The sequence below is a fragment of the Chthoniobacter flavus Ellin428 genome (genome assembly GCF_000173075.1).
GTDB classification, from domain to species: domain Bacteria; phylum Verrucomicrobiota; class Verrucomicrobiia; order Chthoniobacterales; family Chthoniobacteraceae; genus Chthoniobacter; species Chthoniobacter flavus.
On record NZ_ABVL01000029.1, the window covers coordinates 44,651 to 62,957 of the forward strand.

Annotated in this window: 21 protein-coding genes; all 21 read right to left on the minus strand. The window is 62.8% G+C overall.

Annotated elements, in window-relative coordinates; translation table 11 throughout:
- Positions 1–24: 24 nt before the first annotated feature.
- The 21 genes from CFE428DRAFT_RS28195 to CFE428DRAFT_RS28300 all read right to left on the minus strand — a co-directional run bounded on the left by CFE428DRAFT_RS28195 (position 25) and on the right by CFE428DRAFT_RS28300 (position 18,154).
- Complete coding sequence (locus CFE428DRAFT_RS28195; RefSeq protein WP_006983115.1) at positions 25–798, minus strand: hypothetical protein; 774 nt, start codon at positions 796–798, stop codon at positions 25–27.
- 57 nt (positions 799–855) lie between these two features.
- Positions 856–1,560 (minus strand): hypothetical protein, encoded by a 705-nt coding sequence (locus CFE428DRAFT_RS28200; protein ID WP_006983116.1) that lies wholly within the window; start codon positions 1,558–1,560, stop codon positions 856–858.
- Between the two features lie 58 nt (positions 1,561–1,618).
- Entirely contained in the window at positions 1,619–3,709 is a 2,091-nt protein-coding gene (locus tag CFE428DRAFT_RS28205) for a hypothetical protein (protein ID WP_006983117.1), read from the minus strand.
- A 92-nt stretch (positions 3,710–3,801) separates the two neighbouring features.
- Positions 3,802–4,605, minus strand: coding sequence for a hypothetical protein (locus tag CFE428DRAFT_RS28210; RefSeq protein WP_006983118.1), 804 nt, complete (start codon positions 4,603–4,605; stop codon positions 3,802–3,804).
- 138 nt (positions 4,606–4,743) lie between these two features.
- Positions 4,744–5,322: a hypothetical protein gene (locus tag CFE428DRAFT_RS28215; RefSeq protein ID WP_006983119.1), complete on the minus strand. Its 579-nt coding sequence runs from the start codon at positions 5,320–5,322 to the stop codon at positions 4,744–4,746.
- 334 nt (positions 5,323–5,656) lie between these two features.
- A complete protein-coding gene (locus CFE428DRAFT_RS28225) occupies positions 5,657–6,550 on the minus strand; it encodes a hypothetical protein (protein ID WP_006983121.1) in 894 nt (297 codons plus the stop codon).
- Positions 6,547–6,837, minus strand: a complete 291-nt coding sequence (locus tag CFE428DRAFT_RS28230) for a hypothetical protein (protein ID WP_006983122.1) — start codon at positions 6,835–6,837, stop codon at positions 6,547–6,549. Before CFE428DRAFT_RS28230 ends, CFE428DRAFT_RS28225 begins: the two co-directional genes overlap by 4 nt.
- Entirely contained in the window at positions 6,834–7,253 is a 420-nt protein-coding gene (locus CFE428DRAFT_RS28235; protein ID WP_006983123.1) for a hypothetical protein, read from the minus strand. The genes CFE428DRAFT_RS28230 and CFE428DRAFT_RS28235 overlap by 4 nt, the downstream gene beginning before the upstream one ends.
- The gene (locus CFE428DRAFT_RS28240) at positions 7,250–7,750 is read right to left on the minus strand and encodes a hypothetical protein (RefSeq protein WP_006983124.1); all 501 of its coding nucleotides are present in this window, start codon (positions 7,748–7,750) and stop codon (positions 7,250–7,252) included. Before CFE428DRAFT_RS28240 ends, CFE428DRAFT_RS28235 begins: the two co-directional genes overlap by 4 nt.
- 230 nt (positions 7,751–7,980) lie before the next feature.
- Positions 7,981–8,403 (minus strand): hypothetical protein, encoded by a 423-nt coding sequence (locus tag CFE428DRAFT_RS28245; protein WP_042725975.1) that lies wholly within the window; start codon positions 8,401–8,403, stop codon positions 7,981–7,983.
- A gap of 124 nt (positions 8,404–8,527) precedes the next feature.
- Positions 8,528–10,873: a phage protease gene (locus CFE428DRAFT_RS28250; protein ID WP_006983126.1), complete on the minus strand. Its 2,346-nt coding sequence runs from the start codon at positions 10,871–10,873 to the stop codon at positions 8,528–8,530.
- Positions 10,870–12,453 carry a phage portal protein family protein gene (locus CFE428DRAFT_RS28255; protein WP_006983127.1) on the minus strand — a complete coding sequence of 528 codons (1,584 nt, stop codon included), beginning with the start codon at positions 12,451–12,453 and terminating at the stop codon, positions 10,870–10,872. Before CFE428DRAFT_RS28255 ends, CFE428DRAFT_RS28250 begins: the two co-directional genes overlap by 4 nt.
- Before the next feature lie 127 nt (positions 12,454–12,580).
- Positions 12,581–14,170, minus strand: coding sequence for a hypothetical protein (locus CFE428DRAFT_RS28260; RefSeq protein WP_006983128.1), 1,590 nt, complete (start codon positions 14,168–14,170; stop codon positions 12,581–12,583).
- The gene (locus CFE428DRAFT_RS28265) at positions 14,167–14,715 is read right to left on the minus strand and encodes a hypothetical protein (protein ID WP_006983129.1); all 549 of its coding nucleotides are present in this window, start codon (positions 14,713–14,715) and stop codon (positions 14,167–14,169) included. The genes CFE428DRAFT_RS28260 and CFE428DRAFT_RS28265 overlap by 4 nt, the downstream gene beginning before the upstream one ends.
- 3 nt (positions 14,716–14,718) lie before the next feature.
- Positions 14,719–14,979 carry a hypothetical protein gene (locus CFE428DRAFT_RS28270; protein ID WP_006983130.1) on the minus strand — a complete coding sequence of 87 codons (261 nt, stop codon included), beginning with the start codon at positions 14,977–14,979 and terminating at the stop codon, positions 14,719–14,721.
- 1 nt (position 14,980) lies between these two features.
- Entirely contained in the window at positions 14,981–15,667 is a 687-nt protein-coding gene (locus tag CFE428DRAFT_RS28275; protein ID WP_006983131.1) for a hypothetical protein, read from the minus strand.
- Entirely contained in the window at positions 15,664–15,936 is a 273-nt protein-coding gene (locus CFE428DRAFT_RS28280) for a hypothetical protein (protein WP_006983132.1), read from the minus strand. Before CFE428DRAFT_RS28280 ends, CFE428DRAFT_RS28275 begins: the two co-directional genes overlap by 4 nt.
- Positions 15,933–16,424 (minus strand): hypothetical protein, encoded by a 492-nt coding sequence (locus CFE428DRAFT_RS28285; RefSeq protein ID WP_006983133.1) that lies wholly within the window; start codon positions 16,422–16,424, stop codon positions 15,933–15,935. Before CFE428DRAFT_RS28285 ends, CFE428DRAFT_RS28280 begins: the two co-directional genes overlap by 4 nt.
- Positions 16,425–16,494: 70 nt before the next feature.
- Complete coding sequence (locus CFE428DRAFT_RS28290; RefSeq protein WP_006983134.1) at positions 16,495–16,800, minus strand: hypothetical protein; 306 nt, start codon at positions 16,798–16,800, stop codon at positions 16,495–16,497.
- Positions 16,797–17,309 (minus strand): hypothetical protein, encoded by a 513-nt coding sequence (locus CFE428DRAFT_RS28295; RefSeq protein WP_006983135.1) that lies wholly within the window; start codon positions 17,307–17,309, stop codon positions 16,797–16,799. The genes CFE428DRAFT_RS28290 and CFE428DRAFT_RS28295 overlap by 4 nt, the downstream gene beginning before the upstream one ends.
- Positions 17,310–17,371: 62 nt before the next feature.
- Positions 17,372–18,154, minus strand: coding sequence for a hypothetical protein (locus CFE428DRAFT_RS28300; protein ID WP_006983136.1), 783 nt, complete (start codon positions 18,152–18,154; stop codon positions 17,372–17,374).
- Positions 18,155–18,307 lie beyond the last annotated feature (153 nt).

The window sequence follows — 18,307 nt, forward strand, 5'->3', positions numbered from 1 at the left end:
CTTTCAGCTACGCCGCGACAAGGCTTATCCGAGCGGCGGGATCCAGACGGCGGCGACGGAATACATCTCGCCGCGTTGATCGGCGAATTTCTGGCTAACGCCTTTGATCTTGTAGTTGCTGGCGTGCGTCGGGGCGCCGGTGACGGCGAGGGCGTTGCCGATGACCGGCTTGGTGAAACCGGTCTTGATGAGCAGATCGAGGCTGATCTCCCGCTTGTCGCCGTGGGTGGCGGCGCCGAGGATGTCGCCGGTCGGGTCGACGTCGTCTTCGGTGATCTCCAGCGACTGGGTGATCTCGAGCATGTGGACGACGGCATTGGTGTAGCTGAGCCCGTAGGTGCCGTAACGCATCACGCCGCCCGGGTAGACGATGCCGAGGGCGGTCTGGTCGGGGGTGAAGGCGCTGAGCGCGGCGTTGGCCAGGGTGGGCGTGGCCTGGATCATCGCCGGGTAATGCGTGGCTTGGATACTGATCGTCTTGGACTGGCCGAGCTGCCAGCGCTCGACGGCGCGCTGGACGAGGATACAAGAGTTGTCGCTATCGTTGATCCCGGCGACGACGAGCGCCGCGCCGGCGGTGTGGAGATTGAGAAAATCCGTCGAGCCGCTGGTCACCCGGGCGTCGAAGGAAATGGCGGCTTTTTTCGAGTGGAGAATGAGGGCGACGTTGTCGCCGCCTTCATCGGTCTCGAGCTGCTCCTGCGCTTGCAGGTCGTAGGTGTAGCCGGTGCAGATGCCGGTGGAGAGGTGCGGGGCGCTGGTCGTGCCCCAGGTGATCGGTTGACCGTATCTATTCATCGAGAGTTGAGAGTTGAGGGTTGAGAGTTGATAGCCACGTGGAGTTTGCGATGCAGGTTAGCTCGGGAGGGCGCCGTAGGTGGCGGTGAAGAGCACATCGAGGATGCGGACCACCTGCTTCGATTCCTCGATGATGCCTTCGATGAAATCGAGGGGCCTGGGAGCAAGTTGCAGCGGGTGGGCGAGGATCGCCGCGAGGGCGCTGCCGTCGCCGGGGACGCCGCTCCAGTGGAGGGCGCTTATGATATCGTCCTTCAGGTCGAAGGCGGTGGCTCCAATAGGGTTGGCGCGCGGTTGTTCAATGATCCGCACGCGGACTTCGGCGGCATCGAAGAAGAGGACATCGCCGCCTTGCATGCTGCTGGCGTCCTGCTCCATCACGGGCATAACGAAGACACACAGACCTTCCTGCTTATCGGCCCCGGCGAGGATGTCGTTTTGCTGGTCACCCGTAATCCGGTCGAGGATCTCCACGTTGACCCGCAGGCCGCTGCGCTTGAGGAAGATTGCGAGTGGCGTTGTGGAAAGGTCGGTGATGCTGGTCTGCTGGATCTGGCCTTGCACCGAAATCTGGCTCTCGAATTGGCTGGAGAAATCGGCGGCGTCCGTGGCGCGGAGCACCTTGGTGACGTTCACGCCCAAGGTGCAATTGGCGGCGAGGATCGCGCCGGCGCCGTGGTGGCCGGTGATCGAGACGATGCGATCGGCCGGCTGTTGGAGCTGGGCGATGATCGCTTTTTGGAGATCGGAGGAAGCGCTCACGGATTAGTTGAGAGTTGAGAGTTGATGGTTGATAGCCACGTGGGGTTTGAGGGATGCGTTAATAGAGGGACTCGATGGTTCCGCCGGCGTCGTAGGTGATCGATGTCCCGCTGAAGTTCGTCTTGACGGTGATCGCGGTATTGGGGTTGCAGCGGATATTCAGTGGGGCGAAAGCGTTGAAGCCCGTCGCGGTGATTCCGGCGCCATAAGTGATCGTCTGCGCAGTGCCATTTTCGTCGGTGAAAGTGACCTGCTCGGTCAGGGTCGCGGAGGAGATCGCGGTGACGCTGGCGTAAGCGCCGGCGCGGAAGCTGTGCACCGTGAAATCGTTCGGTGTGGTGTAAGTCGCGATGGAGCTGGCCGCAGCGCTTTGGGCGGTGACATCACCACTGGATACGATCTTGGGACCGAGCTCGTTGATGACCTGCCATGCCCAAGTAGAGGCACCGGTCTTCAAGCACTGCCACAATTTCGTCCGGTAAGGGGCGCTTTGGAAACCCGCTTGCGAAACCAATTGGTTTTCGCTCGAGGCGGAAGCGGCCGGCCAGAACGGTGCGGAACCGGCGGCGTCGTCGTAGGACGCGGTGTGCCAAGGCATCGCGTTGTAGTGAAAGACGTTGTTCCAATTCACATCTACCGGCGTCTTGCTGTTCGTCGCCTGCACATCGCCGCGCCCAGCGGCGAAGATCGCCGGCGGATACATCGCGCTGGTGACGCCATCCATGTGGAATGATGCACCAGGCTGGACGAAAGCGATGTAAGTCGCACCCGCATCCGCACAATAAGTGCGCAGCAAATGTCCCCCGCCATTCACTGGGATATAAACGTAAGTTCCGGCCGTTCCCTCGAGATGCAGATCTTCACCGGTCACCAATGCGCCATTTTCCCCGGAACCGTAGAGATCGTATCCCATGCCACCGAGAACGCCGCCCGACCAATGGGCAGCACCGACATCATCCACCCACAATCCAACAGAGAACGCTTTCGCAGTGAGGCCGGAATTGGTCGCCGAAGAATTTTCATCCAGGGTGAGCTGAGTGCCGCTAACCACGGTCAGCACCGTCGCCTTGTCGTCAAGTCCGGTGGCCTGCACGAGCATCCCTGGCGCGACATTGGTGGTGCTGGCACACGTCAAGGTGGGCGATCCGCTGGTCAGAGATACCGATGTGAGCGACACGCTGGTAATGCCCGATGAGGTGTCGCAATCGGTGATCCGCATCGTATCGAGATTACCGACCGTTTTCACCGCGGCCCCGCAGTCGCGGAACTTGTTCTGAAAGAGGCTTACCTCATCGAATTTGTAGAGGTTATAAATGCCTTGGGCGAATCCATCGATGTAGAGGTGGTTGAAGTTGGCGTTGGGGGTATAGTTCGGCGGGCTCTGCTCCGTCGCTCCGGTGCTGAGCAGGATGCCGGCTCCGGAGCTGCCTTTCCCGTCCGGATCGGAAATGGCCTGCAGCCGGAAATCGCGCAACAGGCAGTGACCTTCCATGACCTGCATACCGGTGACTCCGGCGGCCACGATGATCTCGGTCACGCCCACACCCGCGCCGCTGATAGTGATCCCAGCTTTGACCGAAAGATCGGTCAGCGGTGACTTCACTTTGAGCGTCTTGTTGGTGACATAAGCTCCTGCCGGAATGAAGATGCTGCCGTTGACCCAGATGCTTTGCTGGAGCCCCGCGAAATCCACGGTGTCCTGGGAGATGTCGGTGACGAAGCTGGAAGTCAGCGCGACCGAACTGCCCGAGCCCGTTGGGCTGGCGGAAAGCACAAAGTGCGTCGAATCCGTGACGCTGGCCACCGTGGCGCCGGAGGGAATGCCGCTGCCGCTGACCATCATGCCTGAGCTGAGGAAGGTGGCATCGGCACAGACAATCGTGGTTGACGCGCCGCTGTAAGTGCACCCGGAGATCGAGACGGGAAATGCGGCCTGCGCGGCGGCGAGCGATCCAAAGACCGTGTTGAGCAGATGCGAAGTGCCGTCGCCCTTGGCGCCATAATCCTGGGGCGTGTGAAATTGGGTGACGCCGTTGACCTGCAGAGAGGTAAAGTTTTTAACGCCAGAGACGGATTGGTTGCCGCTAATCGTGACGGGCGCGAGCGTGGTCGTCGGGGGATCGGCCGGGGCGGGGACGGGGGCGAACATCCAACATACAACACCCAACATCCAACATCCAATGAGGGAGCTGCGAATCAACGATTTCAGTGACTTCATAAACAGGTTTTTTAGGGCGGAAATTAGAGTTGGAAGGCGCGGAATCGGGGATGCCAGGCGGTGCCGTCAAAGCGGAAACGGCCATACCAGTAGGCGACGGCGGCCGGTGCGGGATTGGTGACCGTGGCGAGGAGCGTGCCAGCGCCATCGTGGATCTCGATGGTGGGGTTCGCACTGGCGGGAAGCTGGATATTCACCTCGGCGATTGCGCCGGTGACCATGCTCGCGGTGGGCAGCGTATAAGCCGCAGTGTAGGCACCGCTACCGGCGCCCGCGATGATGTTGCGATCGATCGTCGAAAACTCCGTGGCGGCGAAGAGGGCTGCGGTGGTCGCGGCGCTGGGGGTGAGGTCGCTTTGATTCGCGGCCGGCGCGAGGCCGAGGATGGCGGCGGCGATGGCGCTGTCGACCTGGGCCTTGGTGTAATAGGTCGGGGTGCTGAGCGAGGTTTCCGATTGGGCGACGATCGGCGGCTGGACGGTGACCTGCATGTTCGGCGCGGCCATGTCGACGCCGTCGAGGGTCAGATCCAGCTCGAGGTTGAGCTGTGTCGCGCCCTTGCCGGTCATGAAGGTCGCGAGGCGGGAATCGGTGCCGTCGAGGATCGCGGCCCAGGTGGTGTCGTTTTCCTGGGTGAACGTGTCGACGTAAGCGAGGATGGCCGGCGGCGTGGCGTCGGTTCCCAGCGCCACTTGAATGCTGTTCACCGTGCCGGGCGCTTGGTCAAAGATGACCTGCACCGGGATCTGCTTGCCTTGCTTGACGATGGTCGTCGTCGATAGCTTCGCGGTGCCGGTGGCGACGGAATAGTTAATCGTAATAGTCATTCAGCAGGGAAAGTTGATGGTTGAGAGTGGATAGTTGAGAGCCGCGCGTTCTTGTTCGCCTCTGCGTCTCTGCGTTTGTCCCCACGGCACCGCGGACTTCTCTCAAAGCATCGAATCTGCGGTTTCATAAAATCTGGGTCAGTTACCGAGGGAATGGATGTAATCAGCGGCGCCGGTCTTGGCGGCCTTCTCCCAGTCGCGATCGCTGGGCAGGAGGGAGCGGTCCTGCTTTTGCGTGACGCTGCGCACGAGGAGATACATGAGGATGGGTTTGCTCCCCGCGCCGGGATCGCGCATCGCCAGGAAAGCGGTGCCGGTGCTCTTGCTTTTGAAAACGAAGAGGTTGGGAAATTGCCGGGCGCGGCGGTTGTAAGCCAGGGCGCAGACGGGAATGGTCAGGGCCTTGGCCGACTTCGGGGTGATGGTCACATCGTGAAAGGCGCGCCCCAGACCGAGCGCGTTGATGGTGAGCGTCGCGCCTTCGGCTTCGGCATCGATCGGCGCTTTCTCCACCGCCTCGGCCGCCTGCTTGTAGAAATCCGAGGAGGGCGCGCCGAACTTGTTCTGCCGCGATTGGGCGAGATTGACGAGGTGCCGCTCGGTGAGGTCGCGGACGCTGATCGCCATGGACTCGTGCAGTTCCATGCGGCCGGCGCCGGAGAGCTTCGCCGCAAAGAGCGCGAGCTTGGGCGAGCGGACGGTGACGTCGATCTTCACCGGGCCTCCTTTTTTAAAACGCAGAGACGCGGAGACGCAGAGGTCGCAGAGGAGGAGTAGAAACGGCGCAGGTGTTTCTCCATTTGCGTTTTCCTCAACCTCAGGTCGAAAAGCTCGCTGCCGATTTTATCGGCCATGAGTTCGCATCTCCACGCGCGATTCGGTTGAGTCGGCCGCCATTTCTTTTCCTGCGCGTTCCAATAGCGGATCCGGTTCTCGAAGCGTTTGATCTTTCGATCCACGTCGATCAGCCAGTCGATGGAATTGCGCAAAAATTGAATCTCAGAAAATGCCTTTCCTCTCTGCGTCTCTGCGCCTCTGCGTTTAAATGTTTTCACGCGGCGTCCTCCAGTTCGGCGAGCAGGCGCTTGCGGAAGTCCGGGCCCAGACTATCGAGGACCTTTTTCGCTTCGCGTTTGGTCGGGGAAAGTTGGGCGGCCATCGGGCCGGTGGATGCGCCGGGGGCGAGGAGACCGAGGCTTTCGGCCTGGGCGCGGCGGACGCCGAGCCAGCCCATGCCGCTGTTGAAAGCGAAGGGCGGAAAGGGATGGCCCAAAGTATCGGTGTAACCGCCCACGCCATCGGCCAGGGCCTGCCAGATCGGCGAGTCTTTGAGGGCGATCATCACCGACTTCGCCGCCCCTTCGAAGCCGACGCTTTCGCCGGCTTGCTGCCAGCGTTCCGGCCAGGCGTTCTCCGGATCGGGGAGGAGCGCGCCGTCTTCCCCGCGGCGTTCGCCCCGCGGGACGATGCGCCGGCCGGTGCGGGTCAGCTCCCACGCGGGAAAGGAATAACGCGCGGCCTCGGTGTTGCCATCGACCACGCGCCCGTAATTGCGGGCCACGGAGATGTTGGTCTTGAGCATGAGATCGATTCGCTGCTCGCTGGAAATGTCGCGCAGGCTCCCCCGCTCCGCCGGCGGGATCGCGGCCATGTCCTGCGGGAAACCGGTCTCGGGATTGTAGCCGAGTTGTTTGAGCTTCTTCATCAGGGCCAGCCGGCCGGTGGCGAGGTTGATTTCGCCGGAGAGCATCTTGTCGACGATCGAGGCCACCTCGTTGAGGTAATCCGCATTGGTCGTGCGAGCGCTGAAGACGCTGCGCAGATGCAACTGCGAGCTAAGCCCGCGCAGGTCGCTCGAGGAGAGGTCCGTGGGAAACGCTGCACGGCCGCGCCAATGCTGCAGGGACGCCGTCACTTGGGGATCGTGATGGAAGCTGATGCTCACGGCAGGAGTTGAGAGTTGATAGTTGAGGGTTGAGAGTCCGGACCCTCCGTGAGGCCGCGGTGCAGCTCCTTGCCTTCCTCGTAGTAGCGGCGGCGGCAGATCTGCCACCGTGCGTAAGCTTTCGAAAACGCGACATAGTCGCGTCTTTCATGAGCGCTCTGCAAATCGTCGAAAATAGCATCGAGCTGCTTCGACCAGAAGTTCGTCTGCTCGATGATGGCCGTGCCCTTCTTGCCCAAGACGATCAATCGCCAGGTAAGACGCAGGACTATGATGAAGCGTTTCAACCGTTCCCCCTTTCTCCCATTCCCTCGCTCTCCGGATCTTCCGTGAGGCCGGCCATGACTTCCTTGCCGAGCTGATGGGCGAGGAGATCGGCGAGGGTGGGATCGGCGTTGACCTGCTGGAGCAGATGAGGCAGCAAGGCGCGCAGGCCCTTGAGGGCGGCGACGTCGCCGGCCAGGAGCGCGGCGACGATCGCCTGGCGCACCGGGGCGAGGTCGCTTTCGAAAGCGGCCGCGGCGCGGCGCGAGAAATCGGCGAGAGACTCCGTCTCGGAGATGGGAGATGGGAGATCGGAGATCGGGGCATCGCCCGTCGCGCAGATGAGCGCGATGCTTCGGCGGGCGGTGGTGAGCTGCATCTGGCCTCTCAAGGCCAGACGGCCGACGCGCTGCACGTGGCGATGCTGCTCCAGAGTCATGACGTGGGATCCTGCGGTGCGTCGGGGTTGGCGTAGCCGCCGGTAGGCGGAAACTGCACGCCCGGAACCGGGGTCGGGTGGGTGCGCATGATCAGTTTGTTCTCGCTGTTCCACATGCCGGGATTGACCGGGCTGCCGGTGGTGTCGGGACTGTCTGGCGGTTCCAACACTTCCTTGCGCTCGTAGAGCTGCTCTAGGCGCTTGGCGTGGCGGTCGGATTCCTTGGCCTGCGCATCGCTGAGCGGCACGCCGATCCGCTCCATGAGAGCGAAGAGGATCATCTGCACGGCGAGACGCTTCAGCGAACGCGGGATCTTCGTCGGGTCGGTATCGAGCTGGTTGCCGGTTCGCACGGCGGAGCGCACTTCCGCGGTGATGTTGGCGATGGCATCCGCGACTGGATCGACACCGCCCACGGCGAGGGTCTGTGCCTTGTCGATGATCGTGCCATGGCCGCTGGCCTTGAGATCATCGGGAATGATGGCGATCCAGTTCATGGCGGCTTAGCGCGGCAGGAGGGCGATGAGCGCTTCGAGGAAGGCGATGCGTTCCTCGAGCGCGTGCCGGAGATGTTCGTTGAAGCGCCAGCCGAGATTATCCGGGCCCGTCTGCAATTCGCGCTGGCTGGCGGCGAGTTCCCGGCCTAGCCCAGTCGCGGCCTTTCTCGGAATCGAGTGGCGACGCGGCCGACGCCGCCACGGTTTTGTTTTTGGTGGGCATGGCCGGGTTAGCGGTAGACCACGGTGACGTCGGCCGTGCTGGAAGTGACGATGGTCAAGCCGGTGCTGAAGTGGCAGCCATAGACCAGCACGCCCTGCGCGGTGGTGGCGGCGGTGGCGATCTTCGTGCCACTGCCGGCGGTATTGTCGTAGACGGTGACCGTCGAGGTGCTGGCGCCGGTGTTGATGATGATCCGCTCGAGGACGCCGGAGCCGCTTTTGCAAACGGTGGTCGTGGCGGTGGAGACGTTCGAGTAAAGATTACTCGCCGGCGCCGCGGCCAGCTTGTGGGCGATGATGAGATCGCTGTCGTTCTGTTGCGGCAACGTGGTGTAGCTGAGATCGCCGGCACGCGCAGAAGGCGCGAGGGCGAGGACGGAGAGCAGCGCGATCGAGGCGACGGCGCCGAGGAAGGAGCGGAAGGATTTCATGTGAATCAAGGTTTTGTGTTTGGTTTTTGATGTGACCACTGGGTCTTGCGCCGCCTCAACCCGGTGCCGCTTGCGCAGCACCGGGTGATTGGGACGCTTCCCCTTGGGCGGGGCTGCCGATCGGTTACTGCGAGGTGAGGACGAGACCGGCGCGGCGGTCGCCGACATTGGCGCCGAGCATCACTTCGATGCTGCTTTCCGCATAACGCCCGACCACATCCACGCGCTCCACATGGAGCACGCTGATGCCGGTATCGGGATCGGTGACCGTGGTGATCGAGCCGGGCACCATGGCGCTGACCGCCTGGGTGAAGTCCACCGGCAAGCGGGACTTCAACGCGATGGCCGCCTTGTGATAAGCGAAGCCCACGCGATTGCTCGAGGCCGGGAAGAACGGCGCCTTTTGCGGGAGGAAGTTATTCAACTCCGGCAACTGGCCCTTGCGAATGATGTCCGGATTTTGCATCGCCGCGAAGAACGTGTTGAACGTCGGGTCTTGCGCCAGCCGCTGATAGTAGCTGGCATTGAGCATCGCGTAACGTTCGTCGTAGGGCACGCGGTTGGTATCGAAGGCGACTCCGATATCGCCGAGGCTGGCGAAATTGAAGTCGGTGAGCGCCTTCACATAGGTCGTGTAGAGCGTCGGGACCTTGCCGCCGCCGAGCGTGGCGGTGACAGTGGCGGTCGCGGTGGCGGCCTGGGTCATGACCGCATTGCCCGAGCTGGGCACGCTGGCAATGTGCGTGCCGGTGGGAATACCGGTGCCGCTGATTTCCTGGCCGGGATAGACACCGGCCGTGCTGCCCAGGGTGATGGCGGTGGAACCGCTGGTCGTGCCGCAGCTCGCGTCGGTGATCTGGGCGTAGGCGTTGAAGTTCGCCGACGTCATGAGTGCCGTGGCCATGTCCACGAAATAACCGCCCAGCGCATTGATCGCCCCGGCCGATTGCTCGGCGAAGAGATCGCGCACCGTGGAGGCGAGCGTCTGCACGCCGAAAACCATCGGGATGCCGACATGCTTGGTGAGCTGGATCGGCACATCGACGGTCTGCGCCGGCGTGACGACGACGAAGCCTTTCGGGCGACCGTTGGTGTCGAGGGTGGCATCGTATTCCGTGACCGCGGGGGTAATCGGAATGCGGGTCGTCTCGACTTGCTGCCACAGACCGACCGCATCGCTGAAGTCGGAGAAGAGCGTCTTCAACATCGGGTAGCGGTAAACGAGCAACGGCAGGTTGCGCTGGAGGACCAGCGTGCCGGCGAGCGTGCCCACCGCGGCGTTGGTGACGTCGGCCGCCTTGATCGCCTCATCGAGCGGAACGCCCATCCAGGAATCTTCCTGACCGCGCATTTCCGCTGCGAAGATGGCGGCGGCGGCTTTGGCGAGCTTGGCTTTTTCCGGGCTGCGCACGTCGTGGATCGAGGCGTTCTGGCAGACCAGGCGGGCAAACGCCGTGACCATTTCCCGGCCGGAGATGGCGGAGACACGCACTTCGGGGCGCGTGACCGGAGCGGTCACGCGGGCGCTGATCGCCTGCCCCTGCATGGCGTCGATCACGGCGAGGAAGGCCGGGTCTTCGGTGGCCTTGGTGACCAGCGTTTCCTGCGTCTTGGTGTCCTTGGCGGCGATGGCCGCACGTTCAACGGCGCGCTTCACCGCCGCTTCCGCGTCGGCTTTGCTGCGGGCCTTGATGGTTTCATCCTGCTTCGCGCTCTTGGCCTTGAGCGATTCGATCTCGAGCTTCTGCTCGCTGACTTTCATCTCGTGCTCTTTGGCCTTGATCTCGGCGGTGACGAGATCGGCATTTTCCTTTTTCTGCTTGGTGTCCGCTTCCTTCGCCTTGAGGGCGTCGAGTTCGCGGTTCTGCTCCTGAATTTTAGCCTGGAGCGCGGCCAGTTCTTGTTCGTTCATTGCAATAGCTGCTGCGTGGTTTTGGTTTGGTTGGTCTGGATGCGCTCCAGCGGCGTTCTTTGCCCACAGGGGCAAAATGGTTCGAAAGGCGGGGTCGTTGACCAAGCCGCCCATGTTGGGATGTGCCCATTCCCGGGCGACGATGCGGGCTGGGTTGGCCCGCTTGTCGTCCACGTGGAAGACGGGCGAGAATTGGCGCCAGGCTTTGCCTTCCACCTTGGCCTTTCCATCGGCTGTCCATTCGCCGCGGCAATAGATTCCGGGCTCGGGGGACTCTTTCCAAAAGAAGGCTTCCGGCCAGAAGGACGCTTCGCCGCCTTCATGATTGAAATCGAAGTAAGGACGCTTGCCTTTGGCGGCGAGGGCGCTGCGCTGCTTCTCCAGGGACTGCGCACCCGAGGCGTCCACTAAGACATTGATCTTCGGCTGGTTTTCCGGCGCGCCTTCCATGGGCGTGATGCCCTGCAGACCGCCGGGCATATACATCATCTCGCCGCTGGCCGTGGCGGGCAGCGTGACGGATGTGCGACACAGGATGGAGGTATCGAGAGGGGTCATGGTTTTTCGAGGAAAGCGGAAAGCTCGCGGGCGAAAATCGTGTCGTCCTCGATGGCGAGGATGCGGGCCATGGCGGCGCTTTTCTCCGGATCCTCTTCGGCTTTTCCGGGCTCGGGATTTTCGCCTTTGGCTGTGGGGTCCGGTTCCGGATCGGGCTGGCCACCGATCGCGTCGTCCTCATCCTGCGGCTCGGGTTGCCCGTATTTCTTGCGCAGGAACGCCTGGCTGAGCGGCATGAGCTGGCTGAGGATCTGATCACGCTGCGCTTCCGGCAATCCGCCCTCGTCGTCTTCCAGCAGTCGCACGGAGGGAGCTTCGTCCGCGTCGCCATAGTTCAAGGTGAGGATGGAAGGAATGAGCTGCGTATTGAGGACGCGGCAGGCATAGCGGCCGGCGGCTTCGATGCGCTGGCTCTTCACGTCGCCTTCGACTTCGCCGAAGGCTTTGCCGCCGCCCTTGCTGGCGTCCTGGCTGCCGCTCATCGTCTGGCCGAGAATGAGCATGCGGGCGTAGCGATCGGCGCGATCGAGCAACTCGCCCTGCGGGCTGTGGTCGCTGCCTTGCTTTCCGGTCTCGACGAAGTTGAGCATCGCCCCAGTGGGGAAGGCGCCGTAGCCGCTGCTCCCCATGCTTTGGAGCATGGAGCAAATGCGATCCACGGTTTCCTGCGAGGCGGTCGGGTCGTAATTGACCCAGCGGAACGGGATGCCAAAGAGCTGGGCGAGATTGAGCAGCCAATCGCTGGAGAAATTGGCCGCGCACCACCACCAGGCGAGCGGGCGAAGGATCGCGCCGCCAAGCGCCGTGCCGCTGCGTGCCTTGTGGATACCGATCAAAAACTTGTGCGGCGGGAAGGCGCCGATGAGCGAGGAGTCGGCAGGAGGCGGGCCGCCGGTGAAATCGATCTGGCCGATTTGTTGCCGGCCATCAGTGCGCAAGCCGAGACGTCCGTAGGTATCGAAGCCGAACCAAACGGGGTGCACGGCGAAAGTGCTCTTCGGCGCGAGGATCCGGCCCTGCGAGGCCGAGGAAACGGCCTGCCAGTTGACTTCCAGACAGGTGACTCCGCGGAACCAGCCGTCGATGAGATCCTGGATCGTGCCCTCCATGTCGTTCTCATCGGCGGCGGCGTCGGGCTGCATCCGGCGCAGCGCGGAGCTGACCAGCTTGCATCGCTCGATGGCGCTCGGGGTCGGATCTTCATCCTCCTCGGTGAAGGGTTCGAAGATGAGCTTGAGTCGAGAGACTCCAAGGGTGAGCTCCTGGGCACACGCCGAGAGCTCCGGCCAGGTGTCGAGCATGAGATCGAAGAGCTGCCATTGCTGGACGTGATTTCCGGTGAGCGCGCTGCGCAGCACCATCTCGATGTATTGCGGCGTGATTGCCGCCACCATGGGCATCATCCACCGGGTGGCCGCTTGCGGGCGCAGGATCGGGGCGAGTGCCGTGGGGATTTTGGCATTCGGCAACGCAGGGGTTGCGGCCGGCGCTTTGGCAGCGACGCTGCCGGTCACATGATAGCCGCCATTGCAGGCGCGGGCGACCCGGCCATCGGGAGCTTGAGCACGGACGAGCTTCATAAGCCGGGTGCGACCTCCTCAGGGGATGGGTTACATTCGCGCGGAACCGGGCTATAAACGCCCCGCAGGGTAGCGGGACGGGTATCGACACCCCTGAAACAAACGTCGGGCATTTTAGAGCGATTCATTAGCCCAGCCTCCGGGGTTGAAATTGGGGGCGATGGAAACCGCCGTGGTTGTTGCCCAGGCGGATCTGGCCAAGGGTCTCGGCGGTGAGGGCGCCTTGCGCGCTTTGCAGCGCGTGTTGCGCGAGCTTGCCGCTGTCGAAGGTGTCGGCGTGCATCCCATTGGAAGTCGGCTCGGCGACGTAAAGGCCCCGGACCTTTTTCGGGATGCGATGGTCTTCGCGGAAATAACGCTCGGGCGGAAAGGTGTGCCGGTTGTCGTTCAGCGCCGCGACGTAGAGATCGCCCAGCCAGGTCTTCTTGGTGACGGGGGTGTCGTAGCCGGGCAACTCCACCGTCTCGCTGGAGACGATCAATTCCACGGGCACACCGGCTTGTTGCGAAATCGCGGTGGCGGCCATCCTGGCAAAGAGCCGGTCGCCGGTGGCATCCACGGCCACGCGACGCGCCCGGCCGCCGCTCTTGCGCGCTTCGATCGCGCGGAGGATTTTGACGACGCGTTCGATCTGCTCCGCCGGGTTGGACGATTTCCAAACGAAGACGCCACGGGTAACGAGCTCCTGCCCCACTTCTTCCATGACGGTGAAGCTGGAGGGGTTGCTGGTTTCCTTCTCGGTGCTGGCCAGATCCCAGCCGCAACCGATGCGGCCCTCGCCGAGGAGCGCGGTGAGCCGGGCACACGCGGCGTCGAAGGTCAGATCGTCCTGAACGATTTCGAGGAACGACTTCCCCACCCCTTTGCGTTGGGCGTTGTCCAATTCCTGCAGCCCGCAAACGCTGGTGCCCCCGAGGATGAACTTGCAGTCGTAGTTGCGATCCCACGCGTCCTTGTCGTAAGCCATGCGGCGGCTTTCCTCGGGCGTGATCGGCGCGCCGGTGTCGTCGTCGTAGAGGGGGATGCCATCGGCGGCGGCGTCGTGCACGGTGATGCGACGGACGAAGACGCCGAGCTCGCTCTTGTAGGTATTGCCCTCGGGGCGCACCGGGAGTTCCGCGCCAATCGGCGGCGCGAGCAAGGCGAAGCTGGGATGGTTATCATCCGGCGGCGGCGTGGTGGTGTAGATGCACCGGTATTCCGGCTGGTCCTGAATGATGGGCATCACCGCCTCGAGGACCTCGGCGAAACGCCGGGCCCGGCCGACTTCATCGAGAATCAAATCGCCACCAAGACCGACCGCATCGGGGGTGAGGGCGACAATCAAAGTGCGGGAGTAAATCGAATTGGAATGCCAGAGACGGAATTCCAGACGGGTGGCTTCGTAGAGCTCGGCGAAATCATCGGCGCTGAGGGTGGCCGGCAGTTCCTTTCCGTTGCGATCGGCCAGGGTGAGCTTGGAATCCTGGGCGAGGACGCGAAAGGCAAGCTGCAGTTGGCGCGATTCCTCACGGATCATGTCGCGGCCCAGATCCACTTTGACCGAGCCGAAGACCACGGTGTGCCCGGGGGTCTTCATCATCTTGTAGAGCGAGATGCGCCCGGCGATGGTGGTCTTGCCGTAACGACGACGGGCGAGCAGTCCGGAGACGCGGTGCTCGCGCACGTCGCGCTCGAATGCCTTTTGCCCGGCGCGGGTTTTGAAAGCGCCGCTCACGCGTTCCAATCCTCCCCGAACATGGCCAGGCCGAGTTGCTCGATCTTCTCGGAGTTCGACATCCCGCTGGCGACGATCTTCTTGGCCTGCTCCTGGTCGCACCATTCCAGGAAGAGTTTGCAGGTGTCGCGCTGGAATTTCTGCCGGGCAAGAGCGAAGTCCTGCGCGGTGAGATCGACTTTGCGCTTGTCCAGATCGAGACGTTCCAAGGCGATGATCTGTTTCTGCGAGAGTTCCTGGAAGCTGGCTTCGAAGCGACGCTGGGCGAGGGCTTCGCGCACTCGTTCCTCCCAGTCGCCGGGGAGTTTCCCTTTCTCTTCCTCGGCTTGCAGTTTGGCTCGCTCGATCTTCCAGGCGAACGCGTGGTCCTTGTAGAAGGTCGCCAGCGCGCCCGTGGAGGGTGAGAAGCCAAAGGATTCCGCACAACGCGCGGCACAGTCCTCGTAGGAGATGCCTTCGAGGATGAGCCATTCGAAGACCTGGCTGCGGTTTTCCTCCGTCTTGAGGGCGGCCCAGAGGGAGTCGGATCGGGGTTTGCGGCTCATGGTTCACCGGAGTAACGCGGCCTCCCCCGCTTCGGTGATGACCCACTTGCGGGCGGCGTCATCGAATTCGTCGGCCATCATGCGAAGGCGCGGGACGCCGCCGGTGGAGAGGGCGGCAATGGAGGTTTGAAATTCTTCCTCGGTGGCGGGCGGACGGACGACGCCATTGACTTCGGTGAAGAGTTGTTCTTCGGGCAGGGCGTAGGGCCGGGCTTTGGCCAGGCGATCGAGGATGGCCCGGGCGAGAATGGTGGGACGGGTCATGTTAGCGGGACCTCCCTACGCGCATGATTTCGGCGATCTTTCCGGGCATTTCGGCGATCATGGTGCGGACCTGGTTGACCTCGTGCCGCAGTCCATCGGCGGTGGTCTCGACTTTCTCGTGCAGGTTGCCGATGGAGACGCTGCGCTTTTGGTCGAGGGATTGGAACTGGCTGTGCAGGGCGTGCTCGATGCGCATCTCGGCGGCTTGGAGTTCTTCCTTGGTGGCGACGCCGTGCAAGCGGAGGTCGAGGGCTTCGCTGGTGACCATCTTGCGCTTGATCTCGGCGATCTCTTCGTCGCCGGTCGGCTTGCGGCCGAAGGCTTCCCTGGCCTGGTTCCACGTCCACAAGACGGCGCCGGCGATGGTGACGAGCAACAGGCCGCAGCCCAGCCAGATCATGAAGTCCTTGGGCGACGGATCGGGGAGGTCGTTGGCGAGGAGGGGGGCGAAAGTTGAGAGTTGAGAGTTGAGAGTTGAGAGCCACGCGGGGTTTGTGTGGATCCCGTTCGACAGGCTCAGGGTATGGTATCCCGCCGTGGTGCCGTGGCTGATTTCCTGCGAAGGAATGGCGACGAACGGCAGCCACGACGGGAGGTTTCCACCCAGGAATCCGCCGTCGCCTGCGGCTATGGCGCGACTAAAAGGTCCGGAGAGGGAGAGCAAGACGAATAGGAGGAGGGAAATCATTCCTGGGAGTCGGCGGAGAACGGCGGAGGGGTGACGATGGTGTGATCGTGCTTTTGGGAACGGGGACGCGCGGCGCGGGCGGCGGCCTGGACTTCCTCGATGTCGGCCACGCGGAATTCGCCGCAGGTGACGCTCTTTTTCATTTTGACTTGGCTGCCGTCGCCAATGAGGACGGCGGCGCCTTTGGGCATGTCCTCGACAAAAGTGAGCGCGCGATCGAGCCGGGCCGGTCCGGTGAAGGTGATGGTGCTGTCGGCGAAGTAGATCATATAACCTTTCCCAGGGCGTAGGGCGCGGCGCCGAGGATGCGATAGGAGAAGCCGGGTTCCTCAAACTCGTTGGCGAGGCGATCACGGGGAATATCGCGTCGGAAATGTGCGGCGGCGGCTTCGGTGAGATCGAGGGCGTGCGTCGGGTAGTGCAGGACGTCCGGCCCATTATCAATGAGACGCACGGTGATGGAGTTGCCTTCCCCGGTCGCTTCGCGCCAGACGCGGACGAGCGTCTCCCACGGAATGTGTGGACCTTTAAAGGCGAGCGGCGAAAGCACCGTGGCGGCCTCGATGCTGCGAATGGGCAACGCACAACCGAATAGATCCGGGTTCCGGCCATCGTTCATGACGCCGCTTTCGGTCTCGCCGTTGTCGCCCGAGTCGTGCGCTCCGCCAAAGCAGGTGGCGATGATATTGCGCACCACCAGATCTTCGCCATCGATCTCGACCAACCACGGACAATGAGGGGACTTGAGGGAGGTCATTCGTCGATGTCGGTGGGGATGAAGAGGGCGAAGAGACAGCCGACGAAGAGGGCGAAGAGGATGAAGGCGATCATTCGTCGGTAAGTCCAAAAGTGTGGCCGCCGTAAAATCCGGAACCGCCGAGGGTGTAGCTGCGTCCCTGATAGATGAAGGTCTGCCACCAATCCCACTGCCACCCATTGGTGGAGAATCCGTCGCGGGCGTCGTCCGTGTCGGGGCCTTTTGCCATTCCTTCGATGGAGAGGACCAGGTCGATGATCACCTCGGCCGGGAAGTGAAAGGATTTCGATTCCCACCGTTTGCCGGTCTTGAGCACGCGCTTGATGAGTGGAAGAACAATCCCCTTTTCCGCCGTGGACATTTTTCCGTTTCTCATTTGGTGAGGGGTTGGAGCGGGGCGACCATGTGCATGGCTGGTGCCCAGGCGAGCTTGCTGGGGTCGACTTCGTAGTCGTGGGCGTTGAGCAGGACGAAGCCGGAGGTGCGCACGGCGCAGAAGGCGAACATGCTGCAGAATTTCGGGACGTTCAGGGCGGGGCTGTCGCTGGCGTCACCGGCGATGGCGCGGATCGGCGCCTCGAAGCGGAAGAGATCCTCGACCGAGTAAGGGGTCATCGCCGCGACGGAAGCCTGGCAATAGGCGATGACTTGATCCGCCTGGGCGTCGGTAAGTCCTTCGATCTCGAAGAAGTCGATGCCGTTGAGCTCGGAGTCAGCGAGCTGCCGCTGCCGGACGTGCGGGTAATACGCCTCAATGATGGTGTTGGTCGCGGGATCAACGACCACAGCGGCGTGGACGTAGCTGCCGGCCGTCCTGGCCTTGATGAGGAAGCTCAAAGGATCGTTGGCGTGCGACCGGAAGAGCGCGATGAGGATTTTGCTCATGGGATCACGGAAAATTTTAAACGCAGAGGACGCAGAGACGCAGAGAGGGAAGCATCCACGGCTTAGTGCTTGGATTGCAGGACCACGGGCGCGGCCGGGGCGAGGATCTGGGGAATGATCTGCGCGCCGGCCGCGGTGGCCTTGGCCCAGGGCAGGCCGCCGGAGAGGATGCCGGAGACGACCGTGGTGCCGACGCTGTCCGCGCCCATCTTGAACGCCTGGCCACCGGCCAGCGTGGGCTGGCTGTGACTGACCCCGGTCATCACGAGATGCGTGTTCTTCGTGGTCAGCTCGATGGACTGGGCATCGGCGTGGGTGTGGAAAACGCGCTGCCCATTCTCGCGGACTTCCGTGCTCGCGCAGCCGGTGAGCAGGAGGAGGATGGCCACAAAAAGGCTCAAAGCGCACAAAAGGGGAAGGCATGCGCTGCCGCTTTGGGAAAGTTGAGATCCGAGGCTTGGCGAGAAGTCCGCGGTGCCGTGGGTACAAACCGGAGCAGCGGGAGCGGGAGCGGCGGCCGGTTGCGGAACGGCGACTGGCACAGCCGTCGCGGGGGCGGGCAAGTCCGAGCCCTTGAGGGTGTCGATGAGGTTGAGGAGCGATTCCTCGCGGGAGTTCTTGCGATTGCCACGCAGCCAGGCGAAGCCGAGGGCGATGAGCCCGGCGACGGCATCCGCCGCGGTGCTGGGGATCTGGCCGAGGCTGGAAAGAAGGACCAGCGCGGCGACGACCAGGGCGACCAAATAGAATTCCGTGGTCTGCCAGCCGGGACGGTTCTGGGTGATCTCGGCGGTGACCTTGGCGATCAGCGCGAGCTTGCTATTTTGGGTGGAGTCCGCTTGCATGCCCGCGAGAGAAACACGGGGGAGCGGGGATGGCTAAGAGCCGGTGGAACGGGTGGAATCCGTGGCGGCAAATTGCATTTTGGCCACGCGAAAGCGGGCTTTTACGCGAATCGGGACAGCATGAAAGTCGATCACTCCATTATGCTCATCGCG